Here is an 18204-nt window from a genome sequence, read left to right on the forward strand (position 1 = left end):
TCCGTCCCGCGCTTTCTTATGACGACCATCCGGCGTGCGCTGATCAGCGTTTCCGACAAGACCGGCGTGGTCGAATTCGCGCGCACGCTGAAAAACCATAATATCGAAATTCTGTCCACCGGCGGCACCGCCAAACTGCTGGCCGACAACGGCGTGCCAGTGATGGAAGTCTCGGATTACACCGGCTTCCCAGAAATGCTCGACGGGCGCATCAAGACACTGCACCCGAAGATTCACGGCGGCATCCTCGGGCGGCGTGACCTGGATAGCCATGCGAAGACCATGCGAGATCACAACATCCCGCCCATCGATCTGGTCGTGGTCAACCTGTACCCCTTCGAGGAAACCGTCGCGCGCAAGAATTGCACGCTGGCTGACGCGATTGAAAACATCGACATCGGCGGCCCGACGCTGCTGCGCGCGGCGGCCAAGAACCACGGCGCGGTGACCGTCATCGTGGACGCCACCGATTACAATCTGGTCGTCGAGGAAATGAAGACCCGGAAAGGGTCCGTGAGCGACGCCACCCGGTTTCATCTCGCGACCAAGGCCTTCGCGCACACGGCCGCCTACGACGGGGCCATCGCGAATTACCTCGGGCGTGAACAACCGGGCAGCGCGCGCGCCGATTTTCCGAGCACTTTCAGTGCGCAATTCATTCACGCCATGGCGATGCGCTACGGCGAAAACCCGCACCAGAAAGCGGCGTTCTATGTGGAGCGACGTCCGACCGAGGCCTGCGTCGCCACGGCACGGCTGCTGCAAGGCAAAGAGCTGTCCTTCAACAACATCGCCGATGCCGATGCGGCGCTGGAATGCGTGAAGTCTTTTGAGGAAACCGCTTGCGTCATCGTCAAGCACGCCAATCCCTGCGGCGTCGCCATCGCCGATACCGTGCTCGACGCTTACAAGCATGCCTATGTCACCGACCCGACCTCGGCCTTCGGCGGCATTATTGCCTTTAATCGCCCGCTGGACGCGCCCACGGCCAAGGCCATCCTCGAGCGCCAGTTTGTGGAGGTTATCGTCGCGCCTTCAGTCCATGACGACGCCAAACCCATTCTCGCAGGCAAGCCCAATGTGCGCGTGCTCGAAACCGGCGCTTGGGGCGCCGCGCGCCCGCCGCAACTGGACTACCGGCGTGTCACTGGTGGTCTGCTGGTTCAAGATGCCGACCACGGACAGATCACGGAAAAGGAACTCAAGGTCGTCACCCGGCGCAAGCCGAACCCACAGGAGCTGAGTGACCTGCTGTTCGCCTGGAAAGTAGTCAAGTACGTCAAGTCCAATGCCATCGTGTACTGCAAGGAGGGTCGCACCATCGGCGTGGGCGCCGGCCAGATGAGCCGCGTCTACAGTGCGCGCATCGCTTCGATCAAGGCCACTGATGCCGGCCTGGAAGTGCGTGGCTGCGTCATGGCTTCGGACGCGTTCTTCCCCTTTCGTGACGGGCTCGATCAGGCCGCCGAAGTCGGTGTCAGTGCCGTCATCCAGCCGGGCGGTTCGATGCGTGACAAGGAGGTTATCGAGGCTGCTGACCAGCATGGCATCGCCATGGTCTTCACCGGCATGCGCCACTTCCGCCACTGAACGATGAAAATCGCGCTCGCCGAGAACGAGGCCGACATCGCGCGCTGCTACCCGGTCATGGTCGAGTTGCGACCGCATCTCAAAGCTGCTGACTTTCCGGCGCGGGTACGAAAACAGCAGGCTACGGGCTTCCATCTGGCCTATCTGGAAGAGGCGGGAGCGGTGTGCGCCGTGACCGGGTTCCGCTATCTCGAAACGCTGGCTTGGGGCAAGATTCTCTACGTGGACGATCTGGTCGCGGCGGAGGCCATGCGCTCACGCGGGCATGGTGGCCAGCTTTTGGACTGGCTGGTAGCACAGGCGAAACAGAATCATTGCGATGAATTTCATCTCGATTCCGGCGTGCAGCGCTTCGGTGCCCATCGTTTCTATCTCGCACATCGCCTGGACATCACCTGCCATCACTTTGCGCTGAAACTTAAATGAAACTGAAAGTCCTCGTCATTGGCGGCGGCGGACGCGAGCACGCGCTGGCGTGGAAAATCGCACAGTCGCCCAAGGTCGAAAAAGTCTTTGTCGCGCCCGGCAACGCTGGCACCGCGCGCGAGGCCCAATGCGAGAATGTTGCCATCGCCGCGGAGGACGTGGACGGTCTGCTCAACTACGCACAGCAAAACAAAATCGATCTCACCGTCGTCGGTCCCGAGGCGCCGCTGGTGCTCGGAGTAGTGGACCGTTTTCGCTCCGCGGGGCTGCGCTGCTTTGGCCCGACCCAGGCCGCCGCCCAACTCGAAGGCTCGAAGGCCTTTACCAAGGATTTTCTCGCGCGTCACAAAATTCCGACCGCCGCCTACGGCAACTTCACGGAAGTCGCTGCGGCCGAGGCCTACATCAAGAAGGTTGGCGCCCCTATCGTGGTCAAGGCCGATGGCCTCGCCGCCGGCAAGGGTGTGATTATCGCGCAGACCACGGATGAGGCCATGGCGGCGGTGCGCGACATGCTCGCGGGCAACGCCTTCGGCGATGCCGGGCACCGCGTGGTGGTCGAGGAATTTCTCACTGGTGAAGAGGCGAGTTTTATTGTCATGGTGGATGGTGAACACATCCTGCCACTGGCTACCTCGCAGGATCACAAACGCGTCGGTGACGGCGACACCGGCCCCAACACCGGCGGCATGGGGGCATATTCACCGGCGCCCGTGGTCACGCCTGCCATGCACCAGCGCATCATGCGCGAGGTGATCGAACCGACCGTGCGCGGGATGAGCCAGGAACAACACCCTTACACCGGATTTCTCTACGCCGGCGTCATGATCGGCCTCGACGGCACGCCCAAAGTACTCGAATACAACTGCCGCTTCGGCGATCCGGAAACCCAGCCGATCATGCTGCGCCTCAAGTCGGACTTTATCGAACTCATCGAGGCCGCTCTCGACGGCAAGCTCGACCGGGTCGAGGCCCAATGGGACAGCCGCGCCGCGCTCGGCGTGGTCATGGCCGCCGGCGGTTACCCCGGCACGTACCACAAGGGCGACGTCATCACCGGCCTGCCGGACGAATCTATTACCGATCGCGACGCACAGGGACGAGCAAGTGTCGCGGGAGGCAGGATGCCGGGAGCGACCAAGGTGTTCCACGCCGGGACGGCGCTGAAGGACAACTCTGTGGTGACCAGCGGCGGGCGCGTGCTCTGCGTCACCGCGCTCGGAGCCACTGTGGGCGCGGCTCAAAAGCGCGCCTATGAAGTCGTTAACCAGATTCAATGGTCCCAGGTGCAGTACCGCCACGACATCGGCTACCGTGCCATTGCACGCGAGCGCGCACCGTGATTTCCGGCGATGTCGCCCAGGCCGCGCGTACCATCCAGAAAGGCGGCGTGGTTGCCTACGCCACCGAGTATTGTTTCGGCCTCGGCTGCGACCCCATGAACCGTATGGCGGTGTTGCGGCTGCTGCGCCTAAAACGCCGGCCGGTGCAGAAGGGCCTGATTGTGCTCGCTGCCAATATGGAACAACTGGCGCCCTACGTGGATGACATTCCGCCTGCAGTCGCCGCCACTTGGCCCGGGCCACATACCTGGCTGCTGGAGCCTCGTAACGGTGTGCCCGGCTGGATCACCGGTGAACATTCTCGGCTGGCCGTGCGCGTGACCGCCCACGAGCAGGCGGCGGCCTTGTGCCGGGCCGCGGGCATGGCCATCGTCTCTACCAGCGCCAACCGTGGTGGTGGCAAACCCATACGCTCCGATCGTGAAGTCGCACGCCAGTTCAAGGACGAAGTGGATGTTATCCTGTCGGGACAGGTAGGCGATGCATCGTCACCCACGCCCATCCGAGACGCGGTGAGCGGCGTACTGGTGCGACCGGGTTAAATGCCATGACAACCATTGATGTCAATGCTGTCAAGAGCTACCTGCTTAAGTTGCAGGACAGTATCTGCGCCGCATTGGAACAGGAAGAGAAAAAACAAAAATTCCGCGAGGACACCTGGGACCGGCCCGAAGGTGGCGGCGGGCGATCACGGATGTTGGCAGACGGCGAAGTCTTTGAACAGGCCGGGGTGAATTTTTCGCATGTCCATGGAAAAAATCTGCCGCCTTCCGCTTCCGCGCACCGACCGGAACTGGCCGGGCGCTCGTTCCAAGCGCTCGGTGTGTCGCTGGTCATTCATCCACTCAATCCATATGTTCCGACTTCACATTGCAACGTGCGCTTTTTCAGCGCCGAGAAACCCGGGGCCGACCCCGTGTGGTGGTTCGGTGGCGGTTTTGACCTGACACCGTATTACGGTTTCGAGGAAGATGCGGCCCACTGGCACCGCACGGCCAAGGCCGCCTGTGATGCCTTCGGCCCGGATAATTACGCGCGCTTCAAGAAATGGTGCGATGAATATTTCTTCATCAAACACCGTAATGAGCCACGCGGGATCGGCGGCCTGTTCTTCGATGATTTCAGCGAAAAAAGCTTCGATCATGCCTTCGGTTTCATGCGCAGCGTGGGCGATCATTTCGTGCCTGCCTATCTCCCCATTGTGCAAAAACGCAAAGGCGCGCCCCATGGCGAGCGCGAACGGGATTTCCAGCTCTACCGGCGCGGGCGTTACGTCGAGTTCAATCTGGTTTACGATCGCGGTACGCTGTTCGGGCTGCAATCCGGCGGGCGCACCGAATCCATTCTGATGTCGCTGCCGCCGCTGGTGAAGTGGCGTTACGATTGGACCCCGCCGCCCGGCAGCCCGGAAGCGGAACTGTATGAAATTTTCCTCAAACCCCGCGATTGGCTCGCGACGGAGAACAAATGACCGATCTCGTGAAGCTCCCTGACCGGCAACCCACGCTGCGGCTGGTGCCCATGGTCAAGGATACGAATGCCGCCGGTGACGTCTTTGGCGGCTGGGTGATGTCGCAGGTGGACATCGCCGGATCAATCGCGGCCGTGCGCCGCGCCAAGGGCCGCGTGGTCACCGTGGCGGTCAACGCCTTCCATTTCGTCGCACCGGCTTTCGTGAACGACCTGGTCAGCTTTTACGCCACGGTAGTGAAAGTCGGCACCACCTCCATCACGGTCGATGTCGAGGTCTATGCCGAACGTGGCCTGCGTTCGCCGAATCCGGGCGAGGTGGTCAAGGTCACCGAGGCAGTGCTGACCTATGTGGCGGTAGACGGAAACAGAAAAAAACGCCCGGTGCCACCGGAATGACTTTCGCGGATGCGGGTAGACAGCACCTCGACCAACCACTAGTCTTTTCTCATGATCCATCGCGTCACTCTTTTCCTGACAATCCTCCTGTTGGCATTCGCCCCCGGCCTGCACGCCGCTCCCGTTGTGCTCATGATCCTGGAGCACACCGAGGATACCAAGGCGGTACAGACAAAAATTGAAGTGAAAAGCGGCGTGGTTGAATCGAAGGACAAGGGCAAGCCGCGCGAGAAGTGGATCATCCGCGCCGGCGAGTCCGTCTCATCCGAAACCCGCCCGGGTGAACGCGCGGTGAATTTCTACAAAACCACGGGCGGGGGCAGCACGCTGCTGTTCATCGTGAAGGCGCGCTACTACCCGAACGCCGATGGCAAGTGGGCGCCACATTTCCAGTTGAATGAGGAACCGCTGGTAATGCGTGGACCGGATGGCAAATGGAAGCCGCTCACCGTAATCCAGGGCGTGCCTAGCCTTATTGTGCAGACTGGGACTGCGCTGCCCAATGCCGAGGGTTACGCGGCCTCGCTCGAACTCGGCTTCACCACCGGTGCCATGCCCATCGACGCGTGGCTGGTACAGTAAGCCTCATTTTATCCTCTTTGCCATCTCCAGGAACGGCGTAATCAGGTCCATCGGCAGCGGGAAGACAATGGTGTTGCTTTTCTCGTTGGCCATGCCGGCCATGGTCTGCAGATAACGCAGCTGCAGGGCCGACGGGCTCTTGCTCAAAAGATCCCCAGCCTGGACCAGCTTTTCCGCCGCCTGCAGCTCGCCCTCAGCATGGATCACCTTGGCGCGTCGCGTGCGTTCGGCCTCGGCCTGCTGTGCGATGGCGCGCACCATGGTGGGATCGATGTCGATGTGTTTGATTTCCACGCTCGTGACCTTGATACCCCAGGCATCCGTGGCCGCGTCGAGAATTTTCTGAATGTCGGCATTAAGCTTGTCGCGCTCGGCCAGCATTTCGTCGAGCTCATGCTTGCCGAGCACCGAGCGCAGCGTGGTCTGAGCCAGTTGGCTGGTGGCGGAGTAGTAATCCTCCACCTGGATGATGACGCGCTGCGGGTCGAGCGCGCGGAAATATACCACCGCGTTGACCTTGACCGAAACGTTGTCGCGCGAAATCACGTCCTGCGGCGGCACGTCCATCACGATGATGCGTAAGTCTACCTTCACCATCGATTGAATTCCGGGGATGATGAGGATCAGGCCCGGTCCCTTGACCTTCCAGAAGCGCCCGAGCATGAACACCACGCCGCGTTCGTACTCGCGCAAAATGCGGAACGCCGAGAAAATCAGCAGGACGATGACGACCAGAATAAAACTCGATGAGATCAATTGCATTTATTTATCCTCCGGGTTGTACGGCTCCACCTTTAATACTAATCCTTCCAGTGCCAGCACCTTCACCTTCTGACCACGTTTAAGAGCGACGTTCGATTGCGCCTGCCACTGCTCGCTGTGCACACGCACACGGCCGGCTTCCTTGAAATTCTCCAGCGCCTCACCAATAGCCCCTATCATTTCCTCCCGGCCGCTGACCACGTCGCGCCGGCGTGCTTTGAGCGCCATCACGACAACGGCGAAGAAAAACACCGCGCTGACGACCGCGACGGAGGCGATCAATGGCCAGGCGATGGTGTACCCCTCGACGTCGGTGTCCATGAGGATGATCGAGCCCACAACGAAGGCGACCACGCCACCGATGCCGAGCGCACCGAAACTCGGCATGAAGGCCTCGGCCACCATGAAGGCGATGCCGAGAATGATCAAGCCGAGGCCGGCGAAATTGATGGGCAACACCTGAAATGCATACAGCGCCAGCAGCAGGCAGATGCCACCGACCACGCCCGGCAGCACGTAGCCGGGATTCCACAACTCGAAGAACAGGCCATAGATGCCGAGCAGCATCAGGATATAGGCCACGTTCGGGTCGGAGATAACCGCCAGCATCCTGTTGCGCCAGTCGGGTTCGTAGGCCTGCAGCTCCACTCCCTGAGTCTTCAGGGTGATGTCTCGGCCTTGAAGCTTGAGCTTGCGCCCGTCGAGTTTCTTGAGCAGGTCGGCGGTGTCGGCCGCAATCAGATCGGCCACGTTCTGCTTCACCGCTTCCTCGGCGGAAATGGAATCGGCCTCGCGCACCGCCTTTTCGGCCCACTCGACATTGCGTCCGCGCATTTGCGCCAGACCGCGGATGTAGGCAATGGCGTCATTCAACGCCTTTTCGTCCATGCCGGGCTTGCCGGCCTTGGCCGGGTTTTCTTTCTTGTCCTTCCCCTTCTTGTCAGCCGAATCCTGCTTGTCTTCCTTCTGCTGCTCCGGCGGTTTGGAACCCGCGCCCGGATCGGGCACGCCGCCGATGCGCACCGGCGTGGCGGCGCCGACGTTGGTCGCGGGCGCCATGGCGGCGATGTGGGAAGCCAGCAGGATGTAAGCGCCGGCGCTGGCGGCACGCGCACCCGAAGGGGAGACAAACGTAACGACCGGGACCGGCGAGGCGATAACGTCCTGGATGATCTTGCGCATGGCGGTATCGAGCCCGCCGGGCGTGTCCATGCGCAGGACCACGAGCACGGCGCCGGCGTCCTTGGCCTTTTCCAGGCCACGGTGGACATAGTCGCTGGTCGCCGGCCCGATGGCGCCGCCGATATTGAGCAGCACAACCTTGCCCGCCCCGGCGGTGTCGCCATGCAACACGAAACCGGGCCACAGCACCAGCAGACCAAAAAACACCATGCGCAAACGTTTCATGACGTGACACCATACCAGAGAAGCGCAGCTTGGGAGAAATCGCGACCAGCCGTGGCATTTGCCGGATGGCCGCCGGATACTTGAAAAAAGTAGCCCGGTATCCGTATGCTATTGACGGACAAACAAGTCGCCATGGCTTACCTTTCCAGAAAAACAACCCGTGGAGGATTTTTCCCATGCAACAACAAAAAAATTTTCAAATCAGGGCTATAGACAGTCTGATCGCGACCGGGTTCGCGCTTCTTACATCCATCCCCCTGAGTGCACAGTCGGCAGGCTTCGTGCTTACCGGTGAAATTGCCTTTGGTGGCGATGAGCTGGCGGTCGTCAGCGGTGGTGGTGGCGACCTTCAGGCAGGTCAGCTCCTGAATCTGGGAATTGGTTACGACTTTGACCTCAATACCGACAAATCTTTGCGTCTGCGGACAGGAATCAATTACAAATTTGACAGCGTCGATGCTTCCAATGGCGAGGCCGACTTCGACCGCTGGCCATTGGATGTCCTCGTAATCTCGCGACAGGGAAATTTCGCCCTCGGTGCCGGTATCACCTATCACTTGTCTCCAACCTTTGAAGCGACTATCAACGGCTCCACCAGCCGGGTGGATTTCGATGATTCAATGGGATTCCTGCTGCAAGCGGGTTACATGGTAGCGGAGCGCATTGAGCTGGGCGCACGCTACACGTTGATCGAATATGAATCGAATCAACCGTTAGTAATGACCAGTGGCGCGATTACCAACAAGGTGGATGGCGACAGCTTCGGTTTGTACGTCAGCGCCGGGTTCTAGCTTTAACGCGCGCGGGTCTGCGCCTGATAACGCAGTAGATATTCCAGAATCTCGAAGCGGTTGTATGCCTCTTGCAGGCTTGCGCCCCACACGGTCGGACCGTGGGCACGGATCATCATGGCGGTGACAGCCGGTTTCAATTTTTTGAAACGTGTTTCGATATCCCTGGCGATCTTCGTGACATCGAGGTGATTTTCAAACAGCGGTAAATCCACTTTGGGATTCTGCTGCCAAATGTCGAAGCCCTTGATCATCTCGGTGGCCGGTAGTCGCAGGCCCTTCGCGCCTTGCTTCGCCCGGTCTGCCGCGACAGCCGCTTCCACGATATGGCCATGCAGGCAGGCGCGCGCGGTGGGGAACAAGCTGTAGATCGCCCGGTGGATGGAGGTCTCGGCCGAGGGTTTGTTGTCCGGCCCCACGCGTTCGACCACTTCGCCATCCTTGACACGCACCAGCAGGAAATCGGTTTCCTCCAACCGCCCTTTCGGTTTACCGCTCGCTGTAATCCAGAAATGCCCGTCGTCTTCGCGCACGGAAAGGTTCCCCGCCGTGCCGGCCATCCAGCCGCGTGCATGGAAATCGCGCGCAATTTCCACCAGTGCCGCGCGTGGCGGGAGGTCGTCGAGAGAATGGGCCATTACTTAATTAGCGACTTGCGTTGAATCGGGGCCGGGCGTCATCATGAGCATGTTAAGAGGCGTCATTTTCAATGTCTACATCTTGTGTTGTCTGCGAATTCAATATGCCTGAGCGATTCGTCAGCGAAGCCATCAAGCCCGTTACTGCCACGTATGACACCGCGCGCATGGCGGCCGGGGAACCGGGTCTCCCTCGCGAGTTCGCCTGGCGCGGTCGCACCTTCGTAGTGAGAGCGGTCCTGCGCACCTGGCGCGAAACCGGGAAGTGCCATCACGGCAGTCCGGAACGGTATGTTCGCAAACACTGGTACGAGATCACCACGAACACCCGCGAAACCATGAAAATCTATTTTGAAAGACAGCCGCGCGACACCAAACGGGTCGAGCGCTGGTGGCTGTTCAGCATTCATGGCCCGGAGTGAGTAAACTCGGGGCTGATCTGACGGCGACCCCGCCTTGGGCACACCGGGCTATGCGCTCAACCTGTTGGAAGAAATAACGTGCCGATTAAAATCATCCGTGACTTCCTGCGCCTGGAATCTGCCGGTGGCATTCTGCTCGTTATCGCCGCCGCCATCGCCATGGTGCTCGCCAACTCGCCCATCACCCACCTGTACGACGGATTTCTGGCCACGCCGGTGGAAATCCGCATCGGTGAATTCCAGATAGCCAAACCGCTGCTGCTCTGGATCAACGACGGCCTGATGGCGGTTTTCTTCCTGCTCATAGGACTGGAGCTGAAGCGGGAAATGCTGGAAGGGCGGCTCTCGAGCTATAAACAGTTGTTGCTCCCGACCATCGCCGCGGTCGGCGGCATGGTCGTGCCGGCGATGGTTTATTTCTTCCTGAACCGGGGAGATCCGGTAGCACTGCAAGGCTGGGCGATTCCCACCGCCACGGACATCGCCTTCGCCCTTGGCGTGCTGAGCTTGCTCGGCAATCGCGTTCCGGCCTCGCTCAAGCTGTTCCTCGTGACGCTCGCCATTCTCGATGACGTGGGCGCCATCGTGATCATCGCGCTATTCTACACCAGCGATCTTTCGGGAATCTCGCTGACATCGGCGGCCATCGCACTGCTGGTCCTGTTCGCCCTGAACCTCCGCGGCGTCGTGCACATGGCCGCCTACGTGCTGGTCGGCATTGTCCTGTGGGTGTCCGTGCTCAAGTCCGGCGTGCACGCCACGCTGGCGGGCGTGGTGCTGGCCTTCGCGATCCCACTGAGAACCAAGGCAAAGAACGCCAAACCGCTACTGGTTCAGCTCGAACACTCCCTGCATCCATGGGTGGCGTACGGAATTCTGCCACTGTTCGCCTTTGCCAATTCCGGCGTGTCGCTGGCCGGGATGTCACTTGCACAAGCCTTCGCGCCGGTACCGCTCGGTATCGCGCTAGGGCTGTTTGCGGGCAAACAAGCGGGGGTGTTCGTGTTCGCCTGGATTACGATCAAGCTGCGCCTCGCAAAACTGCCGGAAGGTGCCAACTGGTGGCAATTGTATGGTGTCGCGTTGCTGTGCGGGATCGGCTTTACCATGAGCCTGTTCATCGGCTCGCTGGCTTTCGATCAGACAGCGGCGGAATATTCAACGGTAGACCGATTGGGGATCCTGATGGGCTCGGTCGTCTCGGCGATCGTAGGTTACCTGGTCCTGCGATACACAGCCCATCGGCATGGCTAGGCTGGATTATCCGGCGAAACTGGCAGTGACAATGCGATCAATTCTTGCATTTGGCAACGTCTCAGTCTGATTCGGCTTTTCTACTGTTCGATGAGATTAAATAAATACATCAGTGAAACCGGAGTTTGCTCGCGCCGCGAGGCGGATGCCTGGATTGCCAGCGGTCGGGTGACCATCAATGGCCAGCGCGCCGAACTCGGGACGCGGGTCAATGAGGGCGATGAAGTCCGCGTGGACAAGCGCGTGGTTGGCGCGAAGCAACGGCATATCTATATCTGTCTGAATAAACCCGTCGGCATCACCTGCACCACCGAGCGCCATATCGAAGGCAATATTGTCGATTTCATCAATCATCCCGCGCGGATTTTCCCGATCGGGCGGCTGGACAAGGATTCCGAGGGACTGATTCTGCTCACGAACAACGGCGATATCGTCAATACCATCCTGCGTGCGGAAAACAATCACGAGAAAGAATACATCGTGACCGTGGACAAGCCGGTGACGGAAGCCTTTCTCGCCGGCATGGCCGGCGGCGTGAATATTCTCGGCACCCGCACCAAGCCTTGCCGGGTAAGCCGCGTCGCCAACAGCGCATTCCGCATCATTCTCACGCAGGGATTGAACCGGCAAATCCGGCGCATGTGCGAGGTGTTCGGGTACCAAGTACACCGGCTGCAGCGCATCCGCATCATGAATATCAAACTCGGCAACCTGAAGCCCGGCCAGTGGCGTGATTTGTCAGAAGCGGAACTTCGCGGGCTGCTGCCATCCGCAGATGCACGACGTTAGCGCGAGAATCGACACGATGAAAAAAAGACGCGTGACGGTCAATGACCTGATGCAGAAAAATTACACCTACTGGCCTTCTGTACCGGTCGGCAAAAAATTCCATCCGGACTTCAAGCCACAACTGACACCGAAGCAAATGCTTGAACTCGGTGTCTTTGGTGGCAAGTACATGACCGACTGCCGCCAGGAATTTCCCAAATCGTGGTTCGCCAAAGCCAAGTTATGTCATGAACGTCACGATCCGGCACTGAATTGCTTCGGAGTAAACGCTTCAAAACCGCTTTCATACTGGAAGAAGAAAGGCTGGATTTACCCGGAAGACCCGCGCGGGTGGTTCCAATGGTATTGCCGCTACTACCTGGGCCGGCGCTGCCCGGATGACGCGCGCCAGATCAAGCGCTGGAAGGCCATGACCCGGCACATCGCCCAGATAAAAAAACTGTCGCCCAGGCGACAAGGCCTGCCGGCCGCGGCAACGGCAGGCGCTGCTGCACTGGGCTTACGACAGCCGCAAGTTCTGACTCTCTCCGCGCTTACGTCGTGAATGTGGCTTGCCAGGCGATGGGGCGCTTTGGCGGCGCGAGCGGGCTTCACTTTTCGAGAGGCTTGCGCGTGGCGAGCCGTCGGCCAGCGCCCGGAGACGCGCATGGGAGGAAATCACGATGCGGCCGCGGGGGGCATGGATAATATTTTTTCGCCGGAGCTCCGCCATGATGCGGCTGACCGTCTCCACCGTGAGGCCCAGAATCTCCGCCATCTCTTGACGTGACAAATGCAGCACTATGACCTTACCGGTTCCGCCGTCGGTCTTTGGTGGATACAGGTTCAGAAGCAGCGCGGCGACCTTTTCGACCGCCGTTTTTTGTCCCAGCACACGAATCAAATTTCGCGCCTGCGCCAATTGCTCATTGACCGCCAGGAGCACGTTGAGTGACACCCTCGGTTCTTCCGTAAGCAGCCGCACGATGTCGCTATGCTTGATCCGGCACAGCACGATCGGAGTGAGGGTCTCCGCGTTGTAGCTGTACGAAGGGTTGCCGATGGTATCGAACCCAAGGAAGTAACCGGGACCCACCAGGTTGAGGAGATGGTCGCGGCCATCGATGTCCGTCCGGGTGAGCTTAACCTGGCCTTCGCGGATCACGTACAGGTGCGTCGATGGATCGCCGGCGCGAAACAGCATCCGGCGTGGACCGCTCTGGCAGTGACTGAGACGACCACGGATTTCATTCACCTGTTTTCCGGAAAGACCCGCGTACAGTTTCGCCTCGCAGTACTGGCAATCCTGCTTTTCACATGAACAGGGAGCGGTCGACGCGTCGCCCGCCGATTGACATTGCGCGCACACGGGCGCGGGATCGGCATCCGCGTGACCGTCGTGCCGTTGCTGCTTCAATGATTTGCTGCCTCGTTTCATCGCTTCGTCTCTATCGTAACTGACACAAACTGACACGATCGGCCGCGGGACATATTGACGATCGTCAACATCAACCCCACGCCGCTGCGTCAGCCCGGCTACAAAGTAAAGCTGTGCGGCGTATGACCGCCGAAGAAGCCGACTGTTACCAGGATCAGGAGTATCAGCCCGCAGACGAGCAGGGTAATACCCAGTATCTTCGACCCCAGCGTCATGGGCTGGGACGGAGCGTCCACCAGATACTTCTCCAGCTCTCCACTCTCCACCAGGCGCTGGTATTGCAGCGCATGATCGCGCTTGAACTCTTCCAGCGACTGTGTGCCCGTGAACATCACGATATCCGGCGGCGGCAGCTTGTCCGGCCGGAAATGGTTGTTGAAAAAGTGCACCGTGAACAGAAACACAGCGGCCAGGAAGGCCTCTTCGCCGTGGACCAGCGACGCCACGTTGAATATCCATCCCGGGAAGATCGACGCCGTTACGTACGGGAAGGCCAGCAGCATGCCGCTGCCACCGATGATGGCCATGCCCCAGAACACCGCCCAGTAGTCGAATTTCTCCCAATAAGTCCAGCGGTCGAATTCAGGTCGTGGTCCCTTGCCGACGAACCACACGAACATGCCCCATGCGTCCCTGAGGTCCTTCCAGTTGGGTATCAGCGAGTCCGGGCCAAACCAGCGGAAGGTTTTCCGGTTGCGGTAGATATTGAAGGCGACGCCGATCAGGTGCATGAAGAATATACCGAGCATGATGGCGGCGCTGGTGCGGTGAATGATGCCCGCCACCTTCGGCCCACCGAGCGCGTTCATGACCACCGGCGCCCAATCGGTATACGAATAGAACACCGCCATGCCGGTCAGGATCAGCACCATGACGCTCAGGGCAAAGACGAGATGGGCAATCCGCCACACGGGTCCGAAACGCCGGATCTGTTTAGTTTCCTCTGCCGGCAGTTCGTCCACGCGAACGCGCGTCTGGCTCTTGCCGTCCTGGCGATCCCTGTATTCGCGATACCACCACAGCAGTGAGTGCGCCCAGAAGTAGGCGAACACAAACAACAGCAACCAATGCATGAATTTCGAGGCGATCCACATCTGCGGATAACGCTCAAAATCGTGATCGTTGGCATGGGGACCGAAGGTGAGAAATCCCGCCGTCGCCAACGGAAGCTTTTTGCCGTCATGACACTCCTGGCAGGTCTTGAGGCGGTTGTCCGGGTGCACTTTTGAGTCCGGATCATCCACTTTCAGAATCTTGTGACTGTCGTGGCAGTCGTAACACTTGGCCGTATACGCGTAACCCAGCTTGGTGACCTGGCCGTGATAGGTGTCCCGGTAAGTGAGGAAATTTTCCAGGTGGCAGGTGCCGCAATTCTCGATGATCAGGAGCTTGAAGACGTCTTTGGACGTATTGGCAATGTTGTGGGTGGTATGACAATCAGTACACACCGCCGCCTTGGGGTTTTTTTTGTCCATGACTTCAGTGCCATGCACCGATTCCGCATAGCTCTCGATCTGTTCGGTGTGACACTGTTCGCCACAGACCTTCGGCACCGTCAGGTGCCACTCGGTGCGTTTGGAAGTGCCGCGCGGCGGGACATTGAAATAATGGGAATCGTGGCAGTTGTCGCAGGCGGCATTGGGGAGGGTTTTATCGTCCGCGCTTGGCCGCGCGTGATAGGAGTTCTTGTACGCGTCGATATTCTGGACCACGATTCCCAGTCGTGCTTTTTCCTGGGTTAATTTTTCTTCCTTGACGGTTTCCCACAGCGCCTGGTGACAAGTCACACAGTTGGCCTTGGGTGCCGATCCTTTCTTGTGTGGCGCCTTGTTACTGGTGATGTCCAGGTGACAAGCGACGCAGGTCATTTCTCCGTGGATGCCTTTCTCGAAAGGTTTTTCTTCGATCGCCCGGAGCGCGCGAACTTTCCCGTCCTTTCGGCGTACAGTCAGTTTCTCGGCTTGTGTGCCGTGGCAAATCAGACACGTGGCGTTGTCGAGTTTTTCTGTGGCTGGTTCCGCGGCACGGCTTTTGGCGTCTATGGCAGCGGTCGCTGCCATTGGAAAAAGAACTGAGGAAGTCGCCAGATACACGATCACCGCCGACAACCACAGTACGAGTTTTTTAATGCGCATGCCTTGTTCCCCCAAACGTCGCTGTGATGCGGCGTCGCGTGACAATTAAGAGGAGAACCTTATAAAAAGGCTCAACTATCAGAGCACCTTACTACAGATGATATTTACATCCATTTTCCATGAATTGATATTTATCAATTTAGTCTGACCCGCACTAAATTGATATTTATCAAAGCCGATATGTATCACTCCCTGTATTAATTTGACCAGATTCGTGTCGGTGCATTTTGCCTGACGAAATTTTAAAAAGTTAGTTAATGATCCTGACAATAAATAGTTGTCTGCCTGAACGGAGAAAGGAATGAAACTGAGAATTCTAGTCAGCCTGTTGCTAGCTCTTCCCGTTGCCATTTTTGCGACGTCGCAGGCATTCGCCGTGGATGCGGACGCGGCCCAGAAGCTTGCCAAAAAAAATGACTGCTTCAAGTGCCACGCCATTGACAAGACTAAAAAGGGTCCCTCCTACAAGAAAATTTCTGCCAAGTACAAGGGCAAACCGGAAGGCCAACAGAAGCTGATCGAGAACTTCACCACGGCCCCGATAGTCAAGCTGGAAGACGGCACGGAAGAAGAACACAAGACCATCGATACCAAGGACATGAATGCGATGAAGAATTTGGCGCAGTGGATTCTGTCGCTCGATAAGTAAAAACGGCAGCTCAAATAACGCGGCCGATGGCAGGGCCGGCAACGATTCAGCTGCAAGGCGCGGGCTTCGACATAGATTTTGCAAGAAGCTCTTAACGTTTCATCATCAGTCATGGAGGAAGTTATCATGAACAAGAGAGCATTTATCCTGGCCTTTGCCGCCTTGACCGCCGGGCCCGCCCTGGCCGCCGATCCGGCCACCATCGACTGGTCCAAGATTCCCGTTGTCAAAGTGCCGCTGTTCTACCCGGGGCAGTCTTCTTATGAGTGGCTGCGCAGCGATAATCACAAAGGCGCCGTGAAGGAAACCAAGCGCGGTGATGCCTGCACCTCATGCCACGACGAAGAAGATGCCGAGAAGGACATAGGGAACGAGCTGGTGAAAGGCGGCCGCCTCGAGCCGATGCCGGTCAAGGGCAAAAACGGTTATGTGGAACTGTCGGTCCAGGCCGCCTACGACGCCAAGAACGCCTACTTCCGTTACCAGTGGAAGACCAACGGCAAGGCCGGCATCGAGTACCCCTATTACCGTTTCGACGGCAAGGAGTGGAAGGTCTACGGCGGGCCGCGTCTCGACAAAGACGTCCAGGAAGGCAAGCAGCCGCCCATCTACGAGGATCGCCTGTCCATGATGCTGGACGACGGCAAGGTGCCGGGATTCGCGGAACAGGGTTGCTGGCTGACCTGCCACGACGGTTCGCGCGACATGCCCGGCGTCAAATCCAAGGACGAAGTGGCGGCCAACCCGCTCATGGCGGCGATCAAGAAAAATGACGTGCGCAAATACCTGCCGGCCACGCGCACCAACCCGTCGGACTGGACGACCGGCAAGTCGGTTGAAGAAATCGCCAGGATCAAGGCCGATGGCGGCTTCGTCGACCTGATCCAGTGGCGCGCCCACCGCAGCAATCCGGTCGGCATGGGTGACGATGGTTACGTGCTCGAATACCGCAATTTCGACGCCGGCAAGAACCCCTTCGCCTCGAACCTGGACAAGGACACCAAACAGCCCAAGTTCATGTACGACGCCAAAAAATTCGGCGCCAAGGCGGTAACCGCGAAACAGGCCGGCAAAAAGGAAAGCTTCCTGATCAAGGGCAAGAACGCCGTCCCCTTTGACCCGAAGGCCGGGTGGAAAGAGGGCGACATGCTGCCGCGCTACGTCCTGAGCGCCAGCGACGCCACCGGTTCCGGCGCCGACAACAAGGCCACCGGCAGCTGGAAGAAGGGTATGTGGACCGTGGTGCTGACCCGTCCGCTAGGCCTCACCAACGACGACGACAAGACCCTGAAGGATGGCGGGGTCTACCACGTCGGCTTCGCGGTGCATGACGACAACATCACCACCCGCGGTCACCAGGTTTCGTTCGTCAGGACGTTGGGGTTGGGGGCCAAGGCCGACATCCAGGCCGTCAAGCTTCCGTAATGTGTTGTTAATGGCGCAATCGCCGGCAGCGTTGCCGGCGATTGTGGCACCGGTGGTGACAGACCTGCTGGATTGACTCGACTGACGGCCCGCTTCGGTGGGCCGTTTTTTTTGGGCAAAGGAAAAACTACCGCGGTTGATGTCCTAGGCCGTGGCCGCCGCTTCCGCGATTTCGCGAGCGCGGCCGGTGTAGTTCGGCGTCCAGCCGGAGGTGTCGATGAAGTAGCGCACCGCCTTGCAGCGGGTGCAGCCGCGCATTTCGAACCAGTGCTCGGTGTTGGCCGGGACGTTAATGTAATCGCCCCCGCTCACTTCCAGCAGAAACTGCTTTCCATCTGGCTCGACGAAGCCGAAGTAACCGGTGCCCTCGAGGATGTAACGCACCTCGTCGTCGGCGTGGGTGTGAATCTTGTCGAACTTCGCGAGCATGTCAGCCAGCCCCGGTATGTCCTCGTGGATTACCACCATGTCGTGCGTCTGGTAGCCCTTTTCGCGCTTCAGTTCCTCGAAGCGGTTCTGGACAAAACCCAGCAACTCTTCCTTTTCGGTGTCGCTCAGGCTTTTCTTTTCCAGCAATTCTTTTGCGCGCGCGCCCGCGGGCGCTGGCCAGTTATGCAGCGTGATACCGATACCGGCGAGGCGACTCTGGACGGCGGGGATGTCCTTCAACTCTTTTCCATCGGGAAAAATGATCCGGGCCATGAT

Annotated in this window: 19 protein-coding genes and 1 pseudogene; 14 read left to right on the top strand and 6 right to left on the bottom strand. The window is 59.1% G+C overall.

Annotation, left to right across the window (positions count from 1 at the left end; genetic code table 11):
- Positions 1 to 18 precede the first annotated feature (18 nt).
- From purH to NUV55_RS11510, 7 genes are read left to right on the top strand one after another with little or no spacing between them, the layout of a single operon-like run.
- On the top strand, positions 19 to 1590 hold the full coding sequence (gene purH, locus NUV55_RS11480) for a bifunctional phosphoribosylaminoimidazolecarboxamide formyltransferase/IMP cyclohydrolase (protein WP_296673125.1): 1572 nt from the start codon (positions 19 to 21) through the stop codon (positions 1588 to 1590).
- Between the two features lie 3 nt (positions 1591 to 1593).
- Entirely contained in the window at positions 1594 to 2016 is a 423-nt protein-coding gene (locus NUV55_RS11485) for a GNAT family N-acetyltransferase (RefSeq protein WP_296673127.1), read from the top strand.
- 2 nt (positions 2017 to 2018) lie between these two features.
- Complete coding sequence (gene purD / locus NUV55_RS11490; protein ID WP_367280412.1) at positions 2019 to 3359, top strand: phosphoribosylamine--glycine ligase; 1341 nt, start codon at positions 2019 to 2021, stop codon at positions 3357 to 3359.
- Complete coding sequence (locus NUV55_RS11495; RefSeq protein WP_296673130.1) at positions 3356 to 3901, top strand: Sua5/YciO/YrdC/YwlC family protein; 546 nt, start codon at positions 3356 to 3358, stop codon at positions 3899 to 3901. Before purD ends, NUV55_RS11495 begins: the two co-directional genes overlap by 4 nt.
- A 5-nt stretch (positions 3902 to 3906) precedes the next feature.
- Positions 3907 to 4830 carry an oxygen-dependent coproporphyrinogen oxidase gene (hemF, locus tag NUV55_RS11500; protein ID WP_296673131.1) on the top strand — a complete coding sequence of 308 codons (924 nt, stop codon included), beginning with the start codon at positions 3907 to 3909 and terminating at the stop codon, positions 4828 to 4830.
- Complete coding sequence (locus NUV55_RS11505; protein WP_296673133.1) at positions 4827 to 5228, top strand: acyl-CoA thioesterase; 402 nt, start codon at positions 4827 to 4829, stop codon at positions 5226 to 5228. The genes hemF and NUV55_RS11505 overlap by 4 nt, the downstream gene beginning before the upstream one ends.
- Positions 5229 to 5279: 51 nt before the next feature.
- Positions 5280 to 5810 carry a hypothetical protein gene (locus tag NUV55_RS11510; RefSeq protein WP_296673135.1) on the top strand — a complete coding sequence of 177 codons (531 nt, stop codon included), beginning with the start codon at positions 5280 to 5282 and terminating at the stop codon, positions 5808 to 5810.
- A gap of 3 nt (positions 5811 to 5813) precedes the next feature.
- Here the strand turns inward: NUV55_RS11510 and NUV55_RS11515 are convergent, their stop codons facing one another.
- Together NUV55_RS11515 and NUV55_RS11520 are read right to left on the bottom strand one after the other, a co-directional pair.
- Entirely contained in the window at positions 5814 to 6572 is a 759-nt protein-coding gene (locus NUV55_RS11515) for a slipin family protein (protein WP_296673137.1), read from the bottom strand.
- Positions 6573 to 7979, bottom strand: coding sequence for a nodulation protein NfeD (locus NUV55_RS11520; protein ID WP_296673138.1), 1407 nt, complete (start codon positions 7977 to 7979; stop codon positions 6573 to 6575).
- Between the two features lie 29 nt (positions 7980 to 8008).
- On the opposite strand from NUV55_RS11520, the gene NUV55_RS11525 reads away from it, so the two are divergent.
- Positions 8009 to 8770, top strand: a complete 762-nt coding sequence (locus tag NUV55_RS11525; RefSeq protein WP_296673140.1) for a hypothetical protein — start codon at positions 8009 to 8011, stop codon at positions 8768 to 8770.
- A gap of 2 nt (positions 8771 to 8772) precedes the next feature.
- On the opposite strand, the gene mtnB is transcribed toward NUV55_RS11525, so the two are convergent.
- Positions 8773 to 9408, bottom strand: coding sequence for a methylthioribulose 1-phosphate dehydratase (gene mtnB, locus NUV55_RS11530; RefSeq protein ID WP_296673141.1), 636 nt, complete (start codon positions 9406 to 9408; stop codon positions 8773 to 8775).
- A 104-nt stretch (positions 9409 to 9512) separates the two neighbouring features.
- Between mtnB and NUV55_RS11535 the strand changes: the two genes are divergently transcribed.
- From NUV55_RS11535 to NUV55_RS11550, 4 genes and pseudogenes are all read left to right on the top strand, one after another.
- Complete coding sequence (locus tag NUV55_RS11535) at positions 9513 to 9830, top strand: DUF6504 family protein (RefSeq protein ID WP_296673144.1); 318 nt, start codon at positions 9513 to 9515, stop codon at positions 9828 to 9830.
- Between the two features lie 78 nt (positions 9831 to 9908).
- Positions 9909 to 11084, top strand: coding sequence for a Na+/H+ antiporter NhaA (gene nhaA, locus NUV55_RS11540; RefSeq protein WP_296673146.1), 1176 nt, complete (start codon positions 9909 to 9911; stop codon positions 11082 to 11084).
- Positions 11085 to 11174: 90 nt separating this feature from the next.
- The gene (gene rluF / locus NUV55_RS11545) at positions 11175 to 11873 is read left to right on the top strand and encodes a 23S rRNA pseudouridine(2604) synthase RluF (protein WP_296673147.1); all 699 of its coding nucleotides are present in this window, start codon (positions 11175 to 11177) and stop codon (positions 11871 to 11873) included.
- Between the two features lie 16 nt (positions 11874 to 11889).
- Positions 11890 to 12394: pseudogene (locus tag NUV55_RS11550) on the top strand (hypothetical protein).
- Here the strand turns inward: NUV55_RS11550 and NUV55_RS11555 are convergent.
- Complete coding sequence (locus NUV55_RS11555; protein ID WP_296673151.1) at positions 12373 to 13290, bottom strand: Crp/Fnr family transcriptional regulator; 918 nt, start codon at positions 13288 to 13290, stop codon at positions 12373 to 12375. The pseudogene NUV55_RS11550 and the gene NUV55_RS11555 sit on opposite strands and share 22 nt — an antisense overlap.
- A 98-nt stretch (positions 13291 to 13388) precedes the next feature.
- Positions 13389 to 15425, bottom strand: coding sequence for a cytochrome b/b6 domain-containing protein (locus tag NUV55_RS11560; RefSeq protein ID WP_296673152.1), 2037 nt, complete (start codon positions 15423 to 15425; stop codon positions 13389 to 13391).
- A 301-nt stretch (positions 15426 to 15726) separates the two neighbouring features.
- Here NUV55_RS11560 and NUV55_RS11565 point away from each other — a divergent pair, with 301 nt between their 5' ends.
- Both NUV55_RS11565 and NUV55_RS11570 read left to right on the top strand, forming a co-directional pair.
- Positions 15727 to 16074: a c-type cytochrome gene (locus NUV55_RS11565; RefSeq protein ID WP_296673154.1), complete on the top strand. Its 348-nt coding sequence runs from the start codon at positions 15727 to 15729 to the stop codon at positions 16072 to 16074.
- Positions 16075 to 16200: 126 nt separating this feature from the next.
- On the top strand, positions 16201 to 17499 hold the full coding sequence (locus tag NUV55_RS11570; protein WP_296673156.1) for an ethylbenzene dehydrogenase-related protein: 1299 nt from the start codon (positions 16201 to 16203) through the stop codon (positions 17497 to 17499).
- 144 nt (positions 17500 to 17643) lie between these two features.
- On the opposite strand, the gene NUV55_RS11575 is transcribed toward NUV55_RS11570, so the two are convergent.
- On the bottom strand, positions 17644 to 18201 hold the full coding sequence (locus NUV55_RS11575; protein WP_296673158.1) for a cupin domain-containing protein: 558 nt from the start codon (positions 18199 to 18201) through the stop codon (positions 17644 to 17646).
- Positions 18202 to 18204: the final 3 nt, after the last annotated feature.

Origin of the sequence: Sulfuricaulis sp., assembly GCF_024653915.1 — a bacterium.
Classification (GTDB): domain Bacteria; phylum Pseudomonadota; class Gammaproteobacteria; order Acidiferrobacterales; family Sulfurifustaceae; genus Sulfuricaulis.